The 20,647-nt window shown below is 47.2% G+C and carries 15 protein-coding genes; 2 read left to right on the top strand and 13 right to left on the bottom strand.

Annotation, left to right across the window (positions count from 1 at the left end; genetic code table 11):
- Window position 1: 1 nt before the first annotated feature.
- The 6 genes from MHH82_RS01600 to MHH82_RS01575 all read right to left on the bottom strand — a co-directional run bounded on the left by MHH82_RS01600 (window position 2) and on the right by MHH82_RS01575 (window position 9,324).
- Window positions 2-421, bottom strand: a complete 420-nt coding sequence (locus tag MHH82_RS01600) for a DUF1259 domain-containing protein (protein WP_340962735.1) — start codon at window positions 419-421, stop codon at window positions 2-4.
- 496 nt (window positions 422-917) lie between these two features.
- Entirely contained in the window at window positions 918-2,471 is a 1,554-nt protein-coding gene (locus MHH82_RS01595) for an AAA family ATPase (protein WP_340962734.1), read from the bottom strand.
- Complete coding sequence (locus tag MHH82_RS01590; RefSeq protein ID WP_340962732.1) at window positions 2,472-3,014, bottom strand: hypothetical protein; 543 nt, start codon at window positions 3,012-3,014, stop codon at window positions 2,472-2,474.
- 205 nt (window positions 3,015-3,219) lie between these two features.
- Window positions 3,220-4,923 (bottom strand): hypothetical protein, encoded by a 1,704-nt coding sequence (locus tag MHH82_RS01585; RefSeq protein WP_340962730.1) that lies wholly within the window; start codon window positions 4,921-4,923, stop codon window positions 3,220-3,222.
- Window positions 4,924-4,930: 7 nt separating this feature from the next.
- Entirely contained in the window at window positions 4,931-5,311 is a 381-nt protein-coding gene (locus MHH82_RS01580; protein WP_261979532.1) for a hypothetical protein, read from the bottom strand.
- 371 nt (window positions 5,312-5,682) lie between these two features.
- The gene (locus MHH82_RS01575; protein WP_340962726.1) at window positions 5,683-9,324 is read right to left on the bottom strand and encodes an S-layer homology domain-containing protein; all 3,642 of its coding nucleotides are present in this window, start codon (window positions 9,322-9,324) and stop codon (window positions 5,683-5,685) included.
- 242 nt (window positions 9,325-9,566) lie between these two features.
- On the opposite strand from MHH82_RS01575, the gene MHH82_RS01570 reads away from it, so the two are divergent.
- Window positions 9,567-12,506: a histidine kinase gene (locus MHH82_RS01570; protein WP_340962724.1), complete on the top strand. Its 2,940-nt coding sequence runs from the start codon at window positions 9,567-9,569 to the stop codon at window positions 12,504-12,506.
- A complete protein-coding gene (locus MHH82_RS01565; RefSeq protein ID WP_036664838.1) occupies window positions 12,506-13,276 on the top strand; it encodes a response regulator in 771 nt (256 codons plus the stop codon). The genes MHH82_RS01570 and MHH82_RS01565 overlap by 1 nt, the downstream gene beginning before the upstream one ends.
- Window positions 13,277-13,396: 120 nt before the next feature.
- On the opposite strand, the gene MHH82_RS01560 is transcribed toward MHH82_RS01565, so the two are convergent.
- From MHH82_RS01560 to MHH82_RS01530, 7 genes are all read right to left on the bottom strand, one after another.
- The gene (locus tag MHH82_RS01560; RefSeq protein ID WP_251500311.1) at window positions 13,397-14,071 is read right to left on the bottom strand and encodes a uracil-DNA glycosylase; all 675 of its coding nucleotides are present in this window, start codon (window positions 14,069-14,071) and stop codon (window positions 13,397-13,399) included.
- 148 nt (window positions 14,072-14,219) lie between these two features.
- Window positions 14,220-15,104: a glycoside hydrolase family 43 protein gene (locus MHH82_RS01555; RefSeq protein WP_251500308.1), complete on the bottom strand. Its 885-nt coding sequence runs from the start codon at window positions 15,102-15,104 to the stop codon at window positions 14,220-14,222.
- A gap of 177 nt (window positions 15,105-15,281) precedes the next feature.
- The gene (locus MHH82_RS01550; protein WP_012818526.1) at window positions 15,282-16,535 is read right to left on the bottom strand and encodes a mechanosensitive ion channel family protein; all 1,254 of its coding nucleotides are present in this window, start codon (window positions 16,533-16,535) and stop codon (window positions 15,282-15,284) included.
- A gap of 180 nt (window positions 16,536-16,715) precedes the next feature.
- Window positions 16,716-17,189 carry a DUF5381 family protein gene (locus MHH82_RS01545; RefSeq protein ID WP_251500306.1) on the bottom strand — a complete coding sequence of 158 codons (474 nt, stop codon included), beginning with the start codon at window positions 17,187-17,189 and terminating at the stop codon, window positions 16,716-16,718.
- A gap of 495 nt (window positions 17,190-17,684) precedes the next feature.
- Window positions 17,685-18,137, bottom strand: a complete 453-nt coding sequence (locus MHH82_RS01540; RefSeq protein ID WP_251500301.1) for an HNH endonuclease — start codon at window positions 18,135-18,137, stop codon at window positions 17,685-17,687.
- 252 nt (window positions 18,138-18,389) lie between these two features.
- Window positions 18,390-18,986 carry a hypothetical protein gene (locus MHH82_RS01535; protein ID WP_251500298.1) on the bottom strand — a complete coding sequence of 199 codons (597 nt, stop codon included), beginning with the start codon at window positions 18,984-18,986 and terminating at the stop codon, window positions 18,390-18,392.
- Between the two features lie 304 nt (window positions 18,987-19,290).
- On the bottom strand, window positions 19,291-20,646 hold the full coding sequence (locus MHH82_RS01530; protein WP_251500293.1) for an FAD-dependent oxidoreductase: 1,356 nt from the start codon (window positions 20,644-20,646) through the stop codon (window positions 19,291-19,293).
- Between the last annotated feature and the right edge of the window lies 1 nt (window position 20,647).

The following is a 20,647-nucleotide window of genomic DNA, read 5'->3' as shown; positions in this document are numbered from 1 at the left end:
ATTAACCCAAGAATGCAATGGATTCTTTTGTTTTTCTGGCAAACGCAACCGGATTGTCAATCGATTCCCAATGCATATACATTAAACGAGGCTGTTCTTTTAGCCAGTGATTATGGAGCGCCGTTACTTTAATCCCCCGTTTGCGGAGATTCGACATCAATCGATTCACCTGGTTTTGATGCACGGCAGTCTCACCCAAACAAAGCGCACGGCCCGACTGATCAAGCGATTCAAACGAAAACATTTGCATTTGAACCAAAGGGGAACGCGTTCTTCTTCCCAAAATCGTCTCTCTTAAGTTCGTCATCCGCGTGACAAAACAAACCGGACCTTCTTCGATTTCCGATTCGCCGCCTAGGATTCTTCCAAATTGGTCGCAAAGCCTTCTGAATTGCGGGCTCACTCTAACCTGTTCAGCCATGATAAGTCCTCCTTTAATCGTATTCTTGGTATCATATGATCGAAGGAGAAAATAGTATTGGACCAATAACTTATTTATAAGAATAAAATAGCGGATAGAATTCCGAACCTATCACAAGCAATCTCCACGGATCTAGAATCGAAAAGCAGGGCCTCGCAAGGGGGTACTCTGTCACGCCGACGCTGCCCAAATTGACTCCAGCTGGCGACGCTTCGGTTGGTCAACCCATCGTATCCGTTCGTCCAGGCCAGACGAAAACCGAAAAAGTGCGTTAGCCGACAACCAACCGGCTGACTACTACAAATAAAAAAATTACATATAGCGGCGGTAATGTCGCTGTTTTATGCAGACAGACTTATAGCTAAGTGACGTAATACTTCCCAAAGTAAAAACTTGAAGACGACAGCCTTATAAGGCTGTCGTCTTCTTATAACTAACGTATTATTTATAATAATTAGCGTCTGGAGTGCAGATCCAGTAAAATGGTCTTCACACACTACACCATTACCTTTCGTCCGCTTGGTCGGTAAACTCCATGGGAATTCTGTTCTTCATTTATTTTACCAGCAGGTACTGCCCTCTCTTTTCCCCAAGTACGTATCGTTTCAATTTGTTCAGGACTTGTTTGTGATAATGGCACAACGTTTGTAAAGAAGTTTATAAAAGTTTCATCTGTAATTGAATTGTCCCCTTTTACGAATGCTTGCTTCACAACATCTCGAACAGCAGCTTCCAAATCCGCACCTGCAAAACCATCTGAAATTCTCACCAAATGCTGCAATAAATCATCAGTTATCGTTCTTTTCAATCCTTTTTCAATATAAATCTTTATGATTTCCTCCCGCTCACTTGCAGTTGGCAAGTCTACAAAAAACAGCTCATCGAAACGTCCTCTGCGCAGCAGTTCAGGGGGCAGCTTAGATACATCATTTGCGGTTGCAACAACGAAGACTCTAGCAAGGCTTTCCTGTAACCAATAAAGAAATTGGCCGACTAGACGAATGGATGTGCCTCCATCCCCACCGCCCACCGCACCGGCAAGTCCCTTCTCAATTTCATCAATCCATAATACACATGGTGCCACATGATCGGCTGTTGATAATGCTTCTTTTAAACGATTCTCACTCTGTCCTAAATACTGTCCATGTATAGTGGATAAATCCAGACGGTACAACGGCAGGTTCCATAAGGAGGCAATAGCCTTAGCAGACAAAGACTTGCCGCATCCTGGAACACCTACTAACAAAATTCCTCGCGGAGGACGAATACCACGTTCGCGTAAGTCCGCCGTCAATAGCTGACGATTAGCTTCAAGCCATAATTTAAGACCATCTAGTCCGCCAATTTGATAGTCTTCTCTTACAATAACTCGTTCAATACCAGAAATATCGGCGAAAATTTTATCTTTGGCATGCATTAATTCTTTCAAATCCTCGTTCAAAATGCTTCCGTTCGCTAATAATGTCGCGATTACATTCTCGGCCTCGATTTGACTTATGCCCGCAAGTATAGCAGCCGCTTGTCTCTCCTCGGCATCTTTCCACTCAATTGTCATTTCACTTCGATAAGGGTTGATTTGATCACGAATAATAACCAGCATTTCATCCTCATTAGGCTGAGACAGGGTTATCGACATGCCCAGACGCTGTAACGGCCCCCAAACAGGATTATTAGTAATGACAACAATAGCTCCACCTGTTTCCGTGGCAAGCATTACCGCATCTTGCAATTGTCTTGCCATTCGAGTATCATCTTCAAGTTCTTGTACCTCAGTAAAAACAAATGTTTGATTTTGCAGTTGACCTATTTTTTGTGTCACATAATCTAATCCACCAATAACCGAACGGTCCTCATTGAGAAGCCGATTTGTAGATATATCTCTCATTCCTTGAGATAACGTATGGTAGCCAATATTTAAATTTAACTTTGTGGATAATTGAGCTATAAAGCTAAGCGCACGAGATCGTTCCGCGGTACGTATAGAAATAAAGGGAATTCTCGCTTTCAAATATTGTTCCATGGTTTTCATGCATGTTTGCAGATCACTCATTTAAAATAGCACCCTTCTTCTAGGCTTGAATTGATTAGAATTTGGCTCTTTCTGTTCAATCGGCTCACGAGCCGCAGCCGCTGGAGCTTGTGTCTGTTGCTGTATCAAACTGTTATGTCTAATCATATAGGCAAGCTGACCTGTTCGATCATGCCTTGCGCTTTCTAATAAAGCTTCCTGAGAATCTCCAACATATTTACTAACTACATTTATCAAGGATTCCTTTATTTCCTCAGGAAAAATAGAAAGTCGGCATAAACGATAAAGTAAATCAAATCGGTACCGAGCATTTATTATAGCCGAAATAATTGCTGCTTCCTCACCACGTGTATGATCTAATTCCTGCTGGAATAGGCGTGTCGCATGCCTTAGCTTGAATTCAATTACATCATAAGTGCAATTTACAACTTTATCAGCGACACCGGGTGTCCATTCTAATCTTCCTTTTTCTAGAGCAGAAATGATTTTCTCATCTTCCTGTCCGAGCTCTTTCAGTTGATAAAACAGTTGTATCCATTCGGAATAATAGCTTGGAGGATTCATAGTTTTGAGCTCCGTCTACGAACTAATACAGCCGGCGGATTCAAATCCCATGCTGGAAAACTTTCTGCTAATGATTGATTTACTGTCTGTTTCTGCAGTTCTTCAATTTTCAAGTCTAACTTCGCTTGCATTTGATCAACTGGCTCTGTCGAGGAATTCAGGATGATTGGCTTGCTTCTATTTAACATCAAAAAATTCACTCCTTTTAATTGGACGAAATAACAGCTCTAGCAGAATCGTAGGTTGAATATGTATATTGCTCAGGTGTGACTTGATCAAGCAGCTCATTTATTTTACTTGCATTTGTATCTTCAATCTCATATTCACGGCGATAATCAACAATATCACTAAGAGTTGCAACTAAAATTTGTTTATGATTTTCGAAAAGCTCCACATAGTTCTTCTCAATTATGTCTACATTCTTTTTTACAGCCCTTAGACCATTTATGAAAATAATTAAACAGATTGCTGAAACTATAAATAAAAACAATGTGCTTACACCTAATATAAAGAAGCCAATGCCCGCAACTAACGATACCCAGTGTTTGGCGCCGAGTTTGTTCCTTCTTAAAGCGTCCTCTTTTTTCAATTGAATATGTTGTTGTAAACGGGAGGTCAGTTCTTCCTCATTGCTTCCGTCCCTTGAAGTGCCTGACCAATCATCCAATTCAATCTCAATATCGATAGGGACTGCATTACGATTTTCGGCGGTTAGATCATTGTGGGCATGGTTAATCCATTCTTTTGATAATGCTATGGCTAGCTTTTGGGTAGCAACAGAAGCGTTTGATTCTGTTGGATACATGGAGAAGTTCGTTAGCAACTGGGTAAAATCAAGTTTTTCCTCAGTGACCTTTTCGTCAGCAAACAAATTCATTGCCGAACTTTTATCTCCGTCTTCTTTTATAATTAATTCATTCAATCGTTCTTCACGGCGTAACGGCAACTCTTCTTCATCGAATTCACGAACTAAAATGTCGAGCAGTTGATCTACTGCAAATGCCAAATTTTTGGAAGGGATGATCTCTTGCGTAAGAATAAAATTGAAATATTGAAAAATAATATCATGAAGTTTTGCACCCTCAAGCGCATGCCGAAGCTTTGGCCAAGACGGACTATATTTTTGCAAATGTGGAAATTTAGAAGAATCCAGCTTTTCTGCACGCGACAAAAGAGCCTTCTTCAATTGGTCTCGCTGCGTTTCTATAAAACCGGCTTTTTGCGAAAGTTCATCCAACCAGCTCTTAATTAATAATCCGCATCTCGCTCTAGCTTCAGGACCAAAAATTCCGTTAGAAAAGCCATCAATCAAAACAACGATTTCTCTTTTTAGCTCATTCGGATCTTGCTGACCAAAATATCGTTCCAACCACGAGCGGCTTGATTGATAACGGCCTCCTCGACGTGTGACTAATGCAAAAAACAAAGATGTCTTTTCATCATCTCTTCGCAAGGCTTCGATAACTGCCTTCTCAGCCAGCTCCTTTTTATCACTAAGCCATGCGGATAATGCTATTAAGCATGGCGCCAGCCAATAGCGTGGAGCAGCCAACAACTGCTCTTCCGATGCATTCTCGATTGTATCTTTACGTACCAAACTGGTGTCAACGGCTTGCAATATTCCAATCGCTCTTCGACGGACATCCTCATAGTGGCCGTATTTATTTTCAAGCTCTTGTCTAACCTTAACCAATCTCATTTCTGCCAACTGGATATTCTTAATCAGAGCGTCCTGGCGAACATATTCCCGAAACTCTTCTGCAAGCAGTTCCAGATCGCTCTTCGTAACTTCCAGTTGCTGTTCTACAGTAGCAACCTGATGAGACACTACATTAATATTGTCATTAATTGTGCTTAACGAATTTTCTATCCGACTCAAGTTCGCCGTTGAGATCGTTTGATTTGACATCGCTCATCTACTCCTTAATCATAGATACTTCTCCAGACTGGGATACTGCACAGATCATATTCATGTATACCTCGATGTAGACATAACCAGGATGCATAGCCAATCTTCTAGCTTTTTCCATTCCGTTAGGTAATATTTCTCCTCGTTTATAGTGATCGATAATCTGTAATCTAGCATCTAGCGAATGTACTTCATAAGGATTTCCCAAATAACACTTACTCACAATACCTAACGGAAGTTGATCAGCTGCTAACTCAGGAAATTCACCGGCTATTTGATCTATAAACTCTTGTACTTTCTCCTTAGTGGCAATTACACCGCTTACATCAAGCTTCGTCATAGCTTCAACGAAAGCGCTCGAGCGTTTTGAACGCAATCTTTTCTCCAATGCCACTCCTTCCAATCGGACTACAGCCCGCTGCCTAGATGAGACGTCCAGACTAGTTCCAACCTGTGCATTAAGTCCTAATATCGGTCTTCGCATAGTACCTCCAAGAACTATATTTTGGTTTATTTTAGTATATCATGGAATATGATGGAGGGATATGTTGAACTTTGTAGGCTCGGGTTCATTTACCTATAAATATTTTTTAAAAAAAGACGCTGACCGCATAAGGTCAGCATCTTTACATTTGTTTAGCATAGCTGAAATCAATTATTCAAAGGAACTCAAGGTTCCTCTCGCTATATGAGCACAAAATATAGGAAGGGCAGCTTAACTGCCCTTCTCTACCATTGCTTCGTCTAAGGTCTTAGCCCCTATTCCTTCCAATCTTCAATTCCGGTCTCAAGCTGCTCAAACCCATGCGGAATCGAAGCTTCCATAATGTCTGAATAATAGTCGTGATTTTCCGGAACATCGGTCCACTTCGGTTCAACCTTGATATCCCAAGGTTTACGATCCAGCAGTTGGTTCAGGATTCGAACAACCTCTAATCTCGTAATCGGCTGATTCGGATGGAAGGTCTCCTCCGTGAAATCGAACAGCACCCCTTGCTCCTGAGCCGTTGCAATGGCTTTTTCAGCCCAGTGTCCCGCTACGTCCGTGTATGTGCTCTCCTGGACAGCGTCCCATTTATACAAATTCATGAGAATCTGTGCAAATTCCGCCCGCGTGATCTGTTTCTTCGGTTTGAATGTATTGTCGCCGAAACCGACCATCCATTTATTGTTGGTTGCGGTCGTAATCGCGTTCGTTGCCCAATGTTTCGCACTCACATCCGAATACGATACTTTCTTCGAGCTCGCTGCGAATGTATACAAACGAGACAGGATCGCAGCCATTTCGGACCGGACAATGCCACGATCCGCTTGGAACGTGCCGTCAGGATATCCGACCATGTATGCGCGATGATCGCCTGCGGCCTTCACTTTCGGCTCCTGGGAGAAGCTGAATTTCACGATCGTGTCACCGACGTGGATGACTCCGTCCTTAATATAGCTGTCAGCGCCAAAGCGCTCTTCACGCTTATCGGTACGGCTGTCAAAAACAACGTATCCGTTCTTCTCGCCCAAGAAGTAGTAATCGCCATTGGCGTAAACCATCCAGCCATATTGACCGCTGTCTGAGCTCATTTGCGGGTTATGGTTCTTGTTGGGTGCAAAATCCGGAAGCTCAGGCAAATTGACAAGCGTTCCCGGCACTCTGCCTTTGGAACGATTCAGCTCCGTATCTGCCCAATACAATTGCATCTTCACGCCTGCAACAGGCTGTTCCGTCACCTTATCGAGAATCGTGCCATATGGATCGACTAGATCAACCGATAACTTGGCATTTCCATTGCTATCGACGCTCAGCTTGCCGGCAGGACCAGCCAGCTTCACCCCGTTAGGCGCGATCACGTTCAGCGACAACGTATATTCGCCAGGTGCAACTTTCGGAAGCGTAAAGCTGCCGTCCTGGTTCATTGCGATATTCGGCAGATTCAATTCTTGACCGTTTGCCGATTTTATTTTCCCCGATACTTTCAGGCTGTCTCCGACGAGCTTCGTAATTTTGTCCTGAATGACTTTGCCCCCGTTGGCTTGATCGGAAACAACAACGTCCGTTTTCATAGTAGGTGCAGGTTGCTGTACAACGTTTGTATTCCCTGCAGGCGGATCTTCTGCCGGTACCGCAGGCGCGTTCGGCTTGATGCTAACCACATTGGACAAACCTGCATGTGGACCCGATTCGACGTTTAACCGGAAATAGTAGGTTTCACGGCTCGATAAACCGGCTACGGTTGCACTCGTTGAACCGGCATCCAATGTCTCCACTGGGTTGACCGGCGTGAACGTGGTGCCGTCCGTAGATTTTTCAATAACGATGCTCGTTGCCCCCGTTAAAGCAGGGAAATTCAATGTCACTTGTCCGACGCCCGCAACGGCCGACAACGTGGTGATCGGTTCCGAAGGGGAAGCCTGAACCACATTGGACAAGCCAGCATATGGACCCGATTTGACGTTCAATCGGTAATGATAGGTCTCGCCGTTCGTCAATCCGGTTACGGTTGCACTTGTAGAAGCAGCATCTAATGTCTCCAACGGGCTAACCGCAGTAAACGTGGTGCCGTCCGCCGATTGTTCAACCACAATGCTCGTTGCCCCTGTCAATGCCGGGAAAGTCAATGTCACTTGCCCATTGCCTGCTTCTGCCGATAACGTGGTTAACGATTTCGAAGGCGAGGCTTGGACTACGTTGGATACGCCGTCATATAGTCCGGATTCGACGTTCAGTCGGAAATAGTAGGTTTCCCCGTTCGTTAATCCGGTTACGGTTGCGCTTGTTGAAGCCGCATCCAGCGCCTCCAATGGTCTTACCTGCGTAAAGTTGGTACCATCGGTAGACTGTTCGACCACGATGTTTGTTGCACCTGTTAAAGCAGGGAATTTCAATGTCGCTTGCTGATTGCCCGCAACAGCGCTCAATGTGCTTAAAGGAGCCGGATCTGCGGCAAGAACATAGACGGTAAACGTCTTCTCGCTTGTCAGCCCGTCTTTGGTCATGGTTGCCGTCAAGGTCACATAAGTTCCCGACTGGTTCGTAACCGGTCTCGTCACGGTTCCATCAGGTGCAATGACCGACGGCTGGTCGGAGGACCAGGTAGTAGTGACGTCATCGTCTTGCTTCAATGTTAGATTGTTTTTCACCGAATTTTTCGTGTCGGCAAAATGGTACTCGATATCGGTTTTGTCCTCTGCCGTTTCAATGGCTTGAATGGCTTCTTTATAATCGGAAACAAGTTGATCCGCGATCCGATTCGCAATTTCTTGAATGATGTCGTCGGTTGATTTGTCGGAATCGACATGCAGTCCGCCTTCGTTCAAGCCGCGGATAAAATCATCGTTGGTGTCCGTATAAGTCGACTCCGTAACACCGATATACTGTGTGCCTTTGTTATTGAACGCTTCCGTCAGCTTGGATTGATTCGATCCCTGATCCAAATCCCCGCGAGGGTCATCGTTAATGTTCACGACATAGCGCAGCGGCGACGTCCCCCACAGGATATTATCGACCGCTACATCCAACGGCTTGCTCGAAGTTGAATATAATTTCATATTGTCGAATGAAAAAATCGAAATGATCTCGCAAGCATGGCTTATATGGCTGACAATTGGACCAAATTCATTGCCGTAAACGTCCGGAAGGGCTAGATTACGAATGATTTGGTCGCCATTATCCCACATGCTCAGCGTCGTATCCGTTACGACGATTTTAATGCTGTGGTGGGTGGATGCCCCTTTCGGAAAACTTCCGATGGAGGTAACGCCTGACATGGAACTCAAAGGACTCCACGTTTCATTGTGCAGAGCGGCTGCGTCTACGCCATCGATCTTATATACATTGATGGCACCTTGAACATATAAAATCGCATACCCGCTTAATTTCCCGCTGACGTCGATTTGGGTATTAAATAGAAAACCTCCGCCTTCCATGCTGTGGTAATCCACTTTGGATTCATCCATGTCGAAGGTAATGATCTTCTTGCCTGAAGGGCTTCCCTGCGTTAGCATGAAATCCTTATACGCGGGCGAGGTATAACCATAGAAGGTTAACGTGTTACCGCCGTTGGAAGCTTGAACGTGATTGTAATCGGCAGTTTCAACCGCCGGGGGAATCGCATAGCCAAATTGATCTATATACCAGCTGTCATATCCGGCATGCACATACGTCGTATCCGTTACCGTTGTCCGGTCTGCGCTCGCGTCCATGATGGACACATATTTAGGATTTACGCCTTGTGCGCTCAACCGGGCTTTAATTGCATCATTCAACTGGCTCTCAAAATCACTGGAATCATAGATGCTCGTTCCGGCATTATAGTAAACCTCTGCTACCGGCGAGAGCGCATATGCCATTGGCATATTCGTAACAATTAACAGCGTTGCCACGATCATTGAAATTATCTTTTTCTTCAACTATTTCACCCATCCTGTAAGTTAGTAATCGTATGACATCCAACAACGACCCTTGACCCCTTGTACCATTCAGATATAAATTTGTGCGGATAACTCCCTCCAACGAAGCAGATTGTAAAAATTGTTAATTTCAACATATCAGAAGCATCTCTCAAAAATCTCTCAAATTTCGACTATTATCGACAGGTAGATTTTTGAGAGATCTTTGCCATATGATAGAGTCCATAAGGGTGTGACTATACATGAAGAAATGGATGGGTTATCTGGGTGCAATTTGCGCCTTAATCGCCATTCTCTATATGATTTTTAGCGACCGGGACACGGGTGCCGTCCATATCAAAGCCGTAGACGGCGTGCTTGACTTGCGAGAGCTCAAGGATTCGCCGTTTGTATCGCTAGCCGGCGATTGGAAATTCACCGCCGAATCTTTTGTCGACCCGGCCGACTTTTCAAGCGAAACCGATTATCTTTCAGTACCCGGTCCCTGGGCATCGGATGTCGAGTGGGGATCCTACCAGTTAATCGTATACCTGCCGGACCACTGGACCGATGAGATCGGTCTCCGTGTTCGGAATATCTGGTCTGCCCATACCATCTATATTGATGGCGTACCCCTATCGAAAATAGGGACCGTGGCAGCAACCAAACATGCGACAACCCCAGACAATCCTGCCTATGAAGCGTATTTTAAACCGGAGGGCCGGCAGCTGCTGATTACCATTCATGCCTCCAATTTCTATAACACGAGAGGCGGCATCGTCCTGCCGATCGATTTCGGCGACGCCGAGCAGATGAAGGAAGACGTACAGCGGGATCTTTCCTTGGAATGGACGGCTACCTTATGTTTGCTGCTGTTCAGCATGTTCCATATCACGATCTACATGCTGCGAACGAAGGACGAGGCTTTCTTGTACAGCGGTCTGCACTTTCTGCTATTGGCATGGGTCATCGTGCTGCGAGGAGAGCGGCTGTTCATTCGGGAGTTTCCGTCATTTCCCTTTGAGCTCTATTTTCGCCTGCAGGACAGCTTGACCTTCTTGGCCTCCACCTTGCTGATTGTCTTTATCGTCAAAATGATTCCTTCCATCATGAGCCGAAAGACGATGTATCTGCTGTTTCTGCCGATCCTGGCCTACGCGTTCTTTAATGCGGTTCTCCCGGCCAGAACCATGTCGATTACGCAGTATCCGCTCTTTTATTACAACGATGGATTAATCCTAGGCATTATTATTCGCATCTTCTATCTGACGATGAAGAAGCGAATCAACATCCGTAAGAATGAAGCCGTCATTCTCATGTCAATGCTTCTGTTTCTAGCCGTATTCGCGATAAGCGCTTCATCGGACAGCTTATTCTTCACCGGGCGCAACTATATGAACCGAATCGGGCTGGTCGGGTTTGTCATGACGATGAATGTTTTTCTGGGCGTACGCCTGATGAACCGGGCCGAGGAATCGGAGAAGCTGAGCACCAGGCTGCAGAAGGCTAACGATGCGAAGGATGCCTTCTTGAAGGTCACGACGCAGGACCTGCAGAGGCCTCTGCACGATGCCGTTCATCTGGTGGGGTCCATCAACCGGGAGCCCCATCGCGAGAAGCAAGGCGAGCAATTGTACTTGGCTGAACAGCTGATGGGGAACATGGTGTATTTATTGAGGGATCTGCATGATTTCACCCGCATTCGGTTTGATGATTACGCGATCCAGCTCAAGTCCACCAATGTTCGGATGGTCATGCTCCATGTCATTCAGCTGATGCAGTTTACCTTCACGAAGAAGAAGATCGCAATCAACGAACAGATTCCGAAGCAGCTTTACGTATGGGCGGATGAGCAGCGCCTGACGCAGGTATTCATCCGAATCATGACCGAGATCTCTCACGATACCGTAGATGATCAGCTGAGCATTGAAGCCGTACAGGTGGGCACGGAAGTCCTGCTTCGAGTGACGTCAAGCGGCGAATCCATGGCAGCGAATCGGGAACGCCCGCATTCTTCGGGGCTTATGATGACGGAGGAACTCGTCCAACAGATGAATGGAAGCATCGCATATGAACGCCTGCAACGCGGCATTCGCTTTACGGTCACCCTGGCTTTCAGCGAATGTAAAGAGCCGGTTAACGCAGCGGAGCATGAATACGATCTACAGTCTGCGGCGCACGCAGAAGATCGGACGTTAGGAACGCTCCTGATTGTGGATGATGACGTGATGCATGCGGAAGTCATGAGGGATATGCTGGGGGACGCTTACAAGGTACGAATCGCTTATTCGGCTCAAGAAGCGCTTGACTACTACAGGAATCATCCGGAAATCGCGATGATGATCATGGATGACATCATTCCAGGCGACATGGATAGTCTGGAATTGCTTCGGCAAATCCGTATACAGGCATCCTTAATGGATCTGCCGATCTTGATGATGATTTCTTCCGAATATCCCAGACATGTTGAAATGATTTTTGCAGCCGGCGCCAATGATTATTTGCTGAAGCCTTTTTCCAAAGAGACCTTGATGGCCCGCTTGAACGCTGCGGAACAAACAAAGCAGTCGATGCTGAAGGCGATTGAGTATGAAATGGCATTTCTGCAGACCCAAATTAAACCGCATTTTCTATACAATGCGCTTAGCAACATCATTGCCTTTTGTTATACGGATGGGGAGCGTGCAGCCTATCTTCTAACGATGCTCAGCTCATTCCTGCGTTATATCTTCGAGACGAGCCGGGATGGACAATTCTCCACCCTGCAGAAGGAGCTGGAGATTATCGAGGCCTATGTCGAGGTGGAAAAAGCCAGATTCGGCGAACGTTTAACCTTTGCTTATGACATCGATCCGTCCATTGTAGCGGAGCATGTTCGGATTCCTAGCCTGCTCCTGCAGCCTTTAGTCGAGAATGCGATACGCCACGGCCTATTCGACAAGGAAGGTCCGGGACATGTCCAGGTCACCATTTCCTTGCACGCATCCTGCTTGAACATACGCGTCGCCGATGATGGAGTAGGCATGTCGGCCGCGCAGTGCGCTCAGTTGATGGGGGGAACGGCCGCCAATGCCGGAATCGGGTTCACGAATGTACGTCGTCGCGTACATGATCTTACCCAAGGAAGCCTGGAACTTCACTCGTCGCCGGGCAACGGAACAACCATTCAAATAACGATTCCCGTGAAGGAGGGACAAGGGTAATGTGGAAGATCATTATCGTGGAGGATGAGAAACCGATTCTGGGCCTGCATGCCCGTTTGCTTGAAACGCATGGCCCGTTTCAGGTTGTAGGCTGCTTCGAATCGCCGTTCGATGCGCTGCAGGAAATACCGAAGCTGGATCTGGACGCACTCGTGCTCGACATTGAAATGCCGAGAATGACGGGACTTCAGCTGGCTCAGAACTTGGTGGAGAATGGGATCGACGTGCCTGTGATCTTCACGACCGCTCACCAGCAATATGCCGTGCAAGCCTTTCGCGTTCAAGCCCTGGATTATCTCTTGAAACCGATGACCATCAATATGGTGAAGCAGCTGGATGAACGCCTTCAGAAGTATTACGGCCAGAGACCCAAGCAGGCACAGAAGAAGGAGTTCGATGTCCAGTTATATGGGGAAGCTTCCGTTACGAAAGGCGAGCAGCTTGTAAAATGGCCTACCCGCATCACGGAGGAGCTGTTTTACTATTTGCTGCTGCATGAGAATAAATTGTGCCCGAAGTGGAGAATCATTGATGATCTCTGGACGAACGTGGAGGAAAAACGCGCAATTTCCAATCTGTATAATACGATTTACCGGATGCGTCAGCTGTTTATGGAGCTCGATATGCCCATCGTCATCGAACGAGTGAATGATGGTTACATCATGAATGCGAACAACAGCATCGTCATGAAGCCGAAAGAAAGGCCGGATGCCCTTCTATTGGAATCGAAAGGATATCTGTGGGCCTACGCTTTCGAATCGGGCCGTTAGAAAAGCAAAAGTCCATCCTTAATAGTAAACGAAAACCACATCCTGATGCGGATGTGGTTTTTTGTTTAGATACTATCGCTTGCAGAATGCAGAGGTTTCGCTAATGCCCTCTCCTTCCGCTTACAAGTTCGGAATCTGCCAATCCACTTCCTGAATCCCCATACTGCGTAGAAATTCGTTAGCGCGAGAAAACGGCTTGCTGCCAAAAAAGCCTCGATGCGCAGACAACGGACTCGGATGCGGCGAACGAATCAGTTTATGCTGCCGGTTCGTAATGAGCTCCGCCTTCTTCTGGGCGTGGCTTCCCCATAACAGGAACACGACAGGTTCATTTTTCCGGTTGATCGTCTCAATAACCTTATCCGTAAAGCTTTCCCATCCCCTGTTTTTATGAGAATTCGCTTCATGGGCCCTTACGGTGAGCACCGTATTTAGAAGCAGCACCCCCTGCTTCGCCCATGTTATCAGATGGCCGTTATTGGGAATGAAGCAGCCCAGATCATCCTGAAGCTCCTTGTACATATTTTGCAAGGAAGGAGGCGTGCTGACGCCCTCTTTGACAGAGAAGCTTAGTCCGTGGGCCTGACCCGGTCCATGATAAGGATCCTGGCCCAAAATGACCACCTTGGTGTCGGCCAGCGGCGTATAGTGCAGCGCGTTAAAAATATCGTATTTATCGGGAAAAATGGTCTTCGTCCGATATTCCTCAATAAGAAATTCCCGCAGCTGTACGTAGTATGGCTTCGTAAACTCCTGATCTAAATATGTCGCCCAGTCATTCTTCAATATCGCCATTTCGGGTTCTTTCCTCCTGCCATGGTCAAAAGATATAACTAGATTATATCATACGGATTATTTCCGGTATTTTCCTGACACCTAACCCTCACGAAGACGCAAAAAAGCGACCGATTACGGGCCGCTTTTTCACCATTGATTCTCCTAATCAAGTCATGATGACCGGCTCAATCTTGCCGTTGCCGATCCGCATCCGATCTATGCATAACTGGCGATGTCCCGGCTCGGTGTCTCCAATGATCCGGCGGTGGTATACGATAAGCCATTCATCTTTCTCCTGCAAATGCAAGTAGCCATGGTGGCCGGGTCCTTCGGCAATCGGCTCCTGACGCTCCAGAATCGTGCCTTCATTCTTGAATGGACCGAGCGGGCTGTCGCTTACGCCATAGGCTACGCGATAGGTTCCATTCGTCCATCCGCCCATGGACCACATCAGATAATAAAGTCCGTCCTTCTTAATCATACAAGGACCTTCCACGTATCCCTCCGGCGTAATGGAACGGAAAATTTCATTGCTGTCGTCTGCCAATGGAACGAATCCCGTCATCTCTTCGTTCATCCGCGCAACGTTGCAATGCCCCCATCCGCCATAATACAGATAGATCGTTCCATCTTCGTCCTTGAATAGATGCGCATCGATCGGCTGTGCCTGATGAATGAACTTATCCACGAGCGGCTTCCCCAAGTAGCCTCTGTACGGCCCCTCCGGACGGTCCGCAACGGCAATTTCCAAGCCGCCGGTTTCCTCGTTCGATTGGATATCGTTCGATGCAAACACGAGATAATATTTCCCTTGGTGCTCGATATGGGTCGGTGCCCAAACCGCCCTCCATATCCATGGGAAATCCGCCATCTCGATAATGCCTTCATGTTTCTCCCAATGGATCAAATCGTCGGAACTGAATGCGTCCAGATTCATCTGCATCGTATATTCCGTGAAGGACCGCGTTGCATAAATCCAGTGCTTCCCCTCATACGTTCTGGCTTCGGGATCTGCATACCAGCCGGGTATGATCGGATTGTTGATGTTCAATGGTAGACACTCCTTTCCTGTGCTGGGCATGTCGAGCTCGAGCGAGAGGGCATCGCCCGCCGACCAATGGCGCTCGATTGAGCGATAGCCTCGTTCTACCATTGCTTCTACAACGGATAGCCAATCTCCTCCCGCGTGAAATCCTTGTAACTCGTTGAACTACTCTCGGAATCGTTCTCAATATCCCCGGGAATATTCCGGGCTTTCTTTGAGATGGACGATATCATGGCCGGTTGGATTTTGGAAGGCACGAAGCCCGAAGGTCGGCGCAACGGCAAAGATATGATCAAAGATATCCGCTTGAATCGATTCATACACACCCCAGTTGGTATCATTGCTGAACGCGTAGATTTCCAAGGGTAGTCCGTTATCTCCCGGTGCTAACTGCCTGACAATCAGTGTCATATCCTTATGGATTTTTGGATGATTCCGCAGGTATTGATGGATATACTCCCTGAACACGCCCACATTCGTAAGCTGTCTGCCGTTCACGTTGCTTTCCGTATTGATCTGATGCTCGATGTTGTATGCGTTAATTTCGTGTAATCGGGTCGTGACATAATCGGTAAGGTAGTGAATCTTCTGAAATTCCTCAATCATTTCCTTGGTGCAAAAGCAGATGCTGCTTGTATCGACATAGAAGCTTCGCTTAATTCTTCGGCCGCCGGATACCTGCATGCCTCTCCAGTTCTTGAACGAGTCCGAGATGAGGGCATAGCTGGGAATCATCGTGATCGTTTTATCGAAATTCATCACTTTGACCGTATTCAACGTAATGTCGATGACGTCGCCGTCCGCATTGTATTTCGGCATTTCAATCCAATCGCCGACACGCACCATATCATTCGATGATAATTGAACGCCTGCAACCAAGCCCAATATGGAGTCCTTGAATACCAGCATCAGAACGGCCGATAGAGCACCAAGCCCACTGAGGATGATCAACGGATTCTGCCCGATGAGGTTCGAGATCACCACAATGCCGCCGATGATGAACAGAACGATTTTCACCACCTGAATGTATCCCTTAATCGGCCTAATCTTGGAAACTTCAAATGAACGATAAATGTCATCAAAAGCATTAAGCAGTGCATTCAACACCGTGATGGTGACGATAATCATGTACGTCATGGCCGCTTTTTCAATCAGAATTTGGTACGCCGGAAAGATGGACGCCGAAAAATAAATAATGATTGCCGGCACAAGATGCGACAGCTTGTGGAATACTTTTTTCTCCACGATGATATTGTCCCATGTGTACCGATTGTTGTTGACGATATGAATAATCGTCTTCAGCACGATTTTTTTGGTAATAAAATTGGCCAGTATGGAGACCACCGCGATAAAAACGACCATGATCATATTCGAGAGATATCCAATGGTTTGTTCGCTCATGCCATATCCGTCTAGTTGATTTTTGATAAAGTCCATTGTTTCCTCCTGACGCAGTTTAAGATTAGCCTATTATTATAGAGGAGATTCTAGTACTGCGCAAAGTTCAAGATAAGACATCGCTGGGTTGATTTGGAAGATGCTTGGTGTAAGACGGTCTGTTTGAAAAACAAAAAAAGAGCACCGAAAGGGTGCTCTCTTAGTCTGATTCGATCCGATCTATTTCGTTTCCTTTCCGTTACGGCTGATCAGCCCCCGCAGACGCTTCATGACAGACTGAATTTCGGTATCGGTCAACAAATAATACGTGTTCACGGTCCAGGTCTTTTTGTTTTTCAAATGAAAAATCAGCACAGGAAATTTCGGAAGCAGCCACTTCCGAATGGATGGGCCGCTGTAGCTGATACTTGTAATCTCCGCCCAGGCTACGGTCCGCGTACCATCTGAAATGGAATTTTGATCGTAGATCAACAGCTGCGTGTCTGATTTCAGCGCCTTTGGCAAGCTGACAAACAGATAACCTCCAAAAAATGGAATCCCTATTATGGCTGATGTGATACAAAAAAACTTACGAATAAAGGAAGTATCCATAAAAAAGGCCGCGTACAGCAGAAACAGGCAGGCCAGCACAAACAGTAAACTGCCAAGTGCTTTGCCCCATGCCACGGATTTCCGATAAGATATCGCGTTCATGATCTAGCGCCTTTCCTGAAATTATTTGAACAGTCCGCGAATCCAGCTAACTCCACTTTCGACTGCTTTAGCTGTGCCTGGTGATACCTCTATTGTATCAAAGAGCCGTTTCTTTTACTCTCAATATATAATGATGAAGCTCTATCTTGTTTACTTCTCTAAACTAGCATTCTCATGCTCCATCACTTGTGATTAAAAGCACAAAGGTAATGAAAATTCATTGAACAAGGGAAGATAATTCCACTTCTTCGAAAAGTCTTTCTCCAACTTACCTCTGTATTCTAGGTATTTCCTGCACGCTGTCTAATCCGAACTGTCTCCCCTCCTAACATAATCACGGCCGCTTTTATATCGGTATGAGAGAGGCGAGGGAGCTTAACCCTGTCCGAAGACAACACCACATAGGCCACAGTTTTAATGTCGGCAAAATGAATGAGCGCGTAACGATTTCTGCATAGACTTCGGTCGGTCAAAACAACAATTCTAAGCCTTTACTTAAGTGCCTCTTTTTTTCAATTGACGATGTCTGTATTTAGCTATAAAGATACGCCAGCTAAGCTTCATAAGATTTGGAACAGCGTGTGCGTTTTCTTTGAGAAAGGACAGTGCAGAACGGTTTCCTCGCTTCGTATTGCATTCGCTGCATGAAGCGATCAGGTTGTACGGAAGATCCGAGCCGCCTTTGCTTGAGGGGATCATATGGTCCACTGTCGTGGCGTGTCGTCCGCACCACAAACAAGTGTGATGATCTCGTTTCAGTGCAGCTTTGCGATAGTCCCGAAATAAGAACGGATTATAAAGCAACTGGATCGTCTGCTCATCAACCCAGACAGCTCGCGATCGCTCAACTTCCCGCCAAGCCCGATGGGGCAAACATGGTGTCAGTTGTTGACCATCCATATTGAGTACCGTTATCAATGGTTCCTCTCCATCATGACTATGATTCATCGGTTTCACTCCATCTGTACGACATGCTCTAGCCTATAGTATTAATATAAAACAAAAACACCATCCTCATGCGGATGATGTTCATCATGGTGAAGGCAGGGGAGTCGAACCCCTGCCCGAAGATAACGACAACACACAAGCTTCTACGGGCTTAGTCAAGTTTTGATGTCACCTGGATTACATTGTTTCGCAACTCTAGCCGACATCGTATGTGATACCGAAGCATCCCGTAACCAGCACTATTCGATGGGATTATTTTTTATATTCGGCTTCAAGATCCCTTAAATCCTCGTTGGAGATCTCTTGGTAAGCCCCGTCTTGTTGGGGAAAAGCCAAGCTTGCGATGATGTTTGCCTTGAACGTCGATCCTCCATTCCCGTTCTCCCGTTCTGGCGAAATCCCGACCAGAACCAATCCGGTCGAATATCCCTCCTGCTTCCGCACGAGGGTTACCCATGAGGCTTCAATTTCGGCGAGATCAGCTGAAGGTTCCCCGCAAAGGGGACTCCAGTAAACACGCTCTCCCGCTTTCCTTGAGGTTCCCGCCTTGCCTATGCTTTCAAGCGTGCCCTCGATTTCCACGCATAAGTAGTCGGTATCGCCTGATAGGTCATACGCTATTTCATCGCTGCCCCTCAGTTCAAACGGGATGCCCGGGGTGACGCTGATGGCCGGTGACCATCCTTCATTCCAAGGTATGGCTATCATTTCTTCCGCAGATACGCTTACAACCTCTGGTTGCACCTCTTCTTCCGTCTTCGATTCGCACCCGGAGCCAAGCAGAATGAATCCCAGGCCTGCACAGAAGAACAGTAGTTTAAGCCCACCGACTTTGATTATGTTGGACATCTACTTGTACCTCCTGTGTAAGAGTAAGGATGAAATTAACTAAAGAATTTATTCCTAGAGTTCTTGTTAGCAAGTGTCTGCTGAGAATGAGTTGCCCTTTTTTCACTCAATCCCAAGGAAGACGAACAAAGCCCCCTAATCATCTAGAGGACTTATTTTCCATTAATAGGTGAAAGTTGGTTTGAAAATATTATAATATCCATTACTTAATCTTTCAATGTGCTGGACTCCAAAAAATAACAGTGCAGATTGGAGAATCAAAATCAAGAGTAGCAACAACCTGCTTCTTCTAGCCCGCGTCTCTTCACACAATCGCCCCTTGGGCGTGCAGCATCTCCCTGAGCTGCGATGCATCGACTTCCGCCGCGGTAATTCCCGCCTTGCAGGCCAGGGCCGCCGCCGTGCCCGCCGCTTCTCCCGTAGCCATGCAGCTTGGCGTCAAGCGCGTGGTCGCCAGTGCTTCATGCGTGGTGGAAATGCAGCGCCCTGCCGCGAGCAGATTTACTGGCCCTCGGGCCACCAGGCAGCGGTAAGGAATGCTGTAGGAACCGTCATTCTCGATGGTAGCCTCCATGATCCCTTTGCCTGACGGATCATGCAAGTCAACCGGATAACCGCTCCGCGCAATGCCGTCTTCAAAATGTCGTCCCGTCACCACGTCCTCCATCGTTAACCGATACAGACCGTCGATTCGGCGCGACTCCCTAATTCCGATCTGGGGGGCAACCGAGGAAATGGAGGCCTCGGCAAATCCGGGCACCCGCGATTTCAAAAATTCCGCCATCATCAGCACCTGCTTGCGCCCTTCCTCCTCCGCCAAAGTCAGTTCCTCGACATCGGTCGCGCTTAAGCCTTGTACCCGCGTACAGTTAATCAGCACCTCATCCTTCTCCGGTCCGATAAACAACAGAACCTGATCGCGGTTGATCGGGACCTCGGCAGCTTTCCACTCCTTATAAAAGCCGGAAACCCCCGTGAGCGGAATAAGCTCCTTCTCTAGCTCGGCAAACGGCGTTTTGTGATAAAAGTTGTCGGGATCAGCAATCATCGCCTTCCGAATCGCCTCCACGTCAACGCCCCGCATCCGGAATTTCATCGTCATCGGCTGCGACAGCCCGTCGCTTTCGCGCCCCTGAAGCGTCGGCGCTCCCGCCAGATAAGCGACGTCCGCATCCCCGGACGCGTCGACGAACATCTTCCCATCCACCTTGATTCGCCCCGATTTTCCAGTAAGGGTCACGGACTGGATGTATTCGCCTTCACGTCCCACTTCGTCAACGAAGCTGTGCGAGACGAGCTTCACCCCCGCTTCGCGCAGCATATCGACGGCAAGCACCTTATATATCTCTGGATGGTACGGCGTCAGCGTATGCACGAAACCGACGGTATCGCGAAGATGGCCGGGCGAGCCCCCACGCTCCATCAGGCGCTCCACAATCTCCTGTGCAATGCCGCCGATGACCCGTTCCCCTCGCTGTGTATGAAACGTCATCCAAGGATAAACTCCGGCAGCCGTAGACATCCCGCCGACAAATCCGTACCGTTCAATCAAGATGACGCTTGCCCCCTGCCTGCCGGCGGCAATGGCGGCGGCAATGCCCGCCGGCCCCGCACCTATAACTACCACGTCCGCCTCCATGATCCGTGTCCTGCTGTCCATC

Source organism: Bacillus sp. FSL K6-6540 (assembly GCF_038007545.1).
This window is presented reverse-complemented; position numbering and strand designations above follow the sequence as displayed.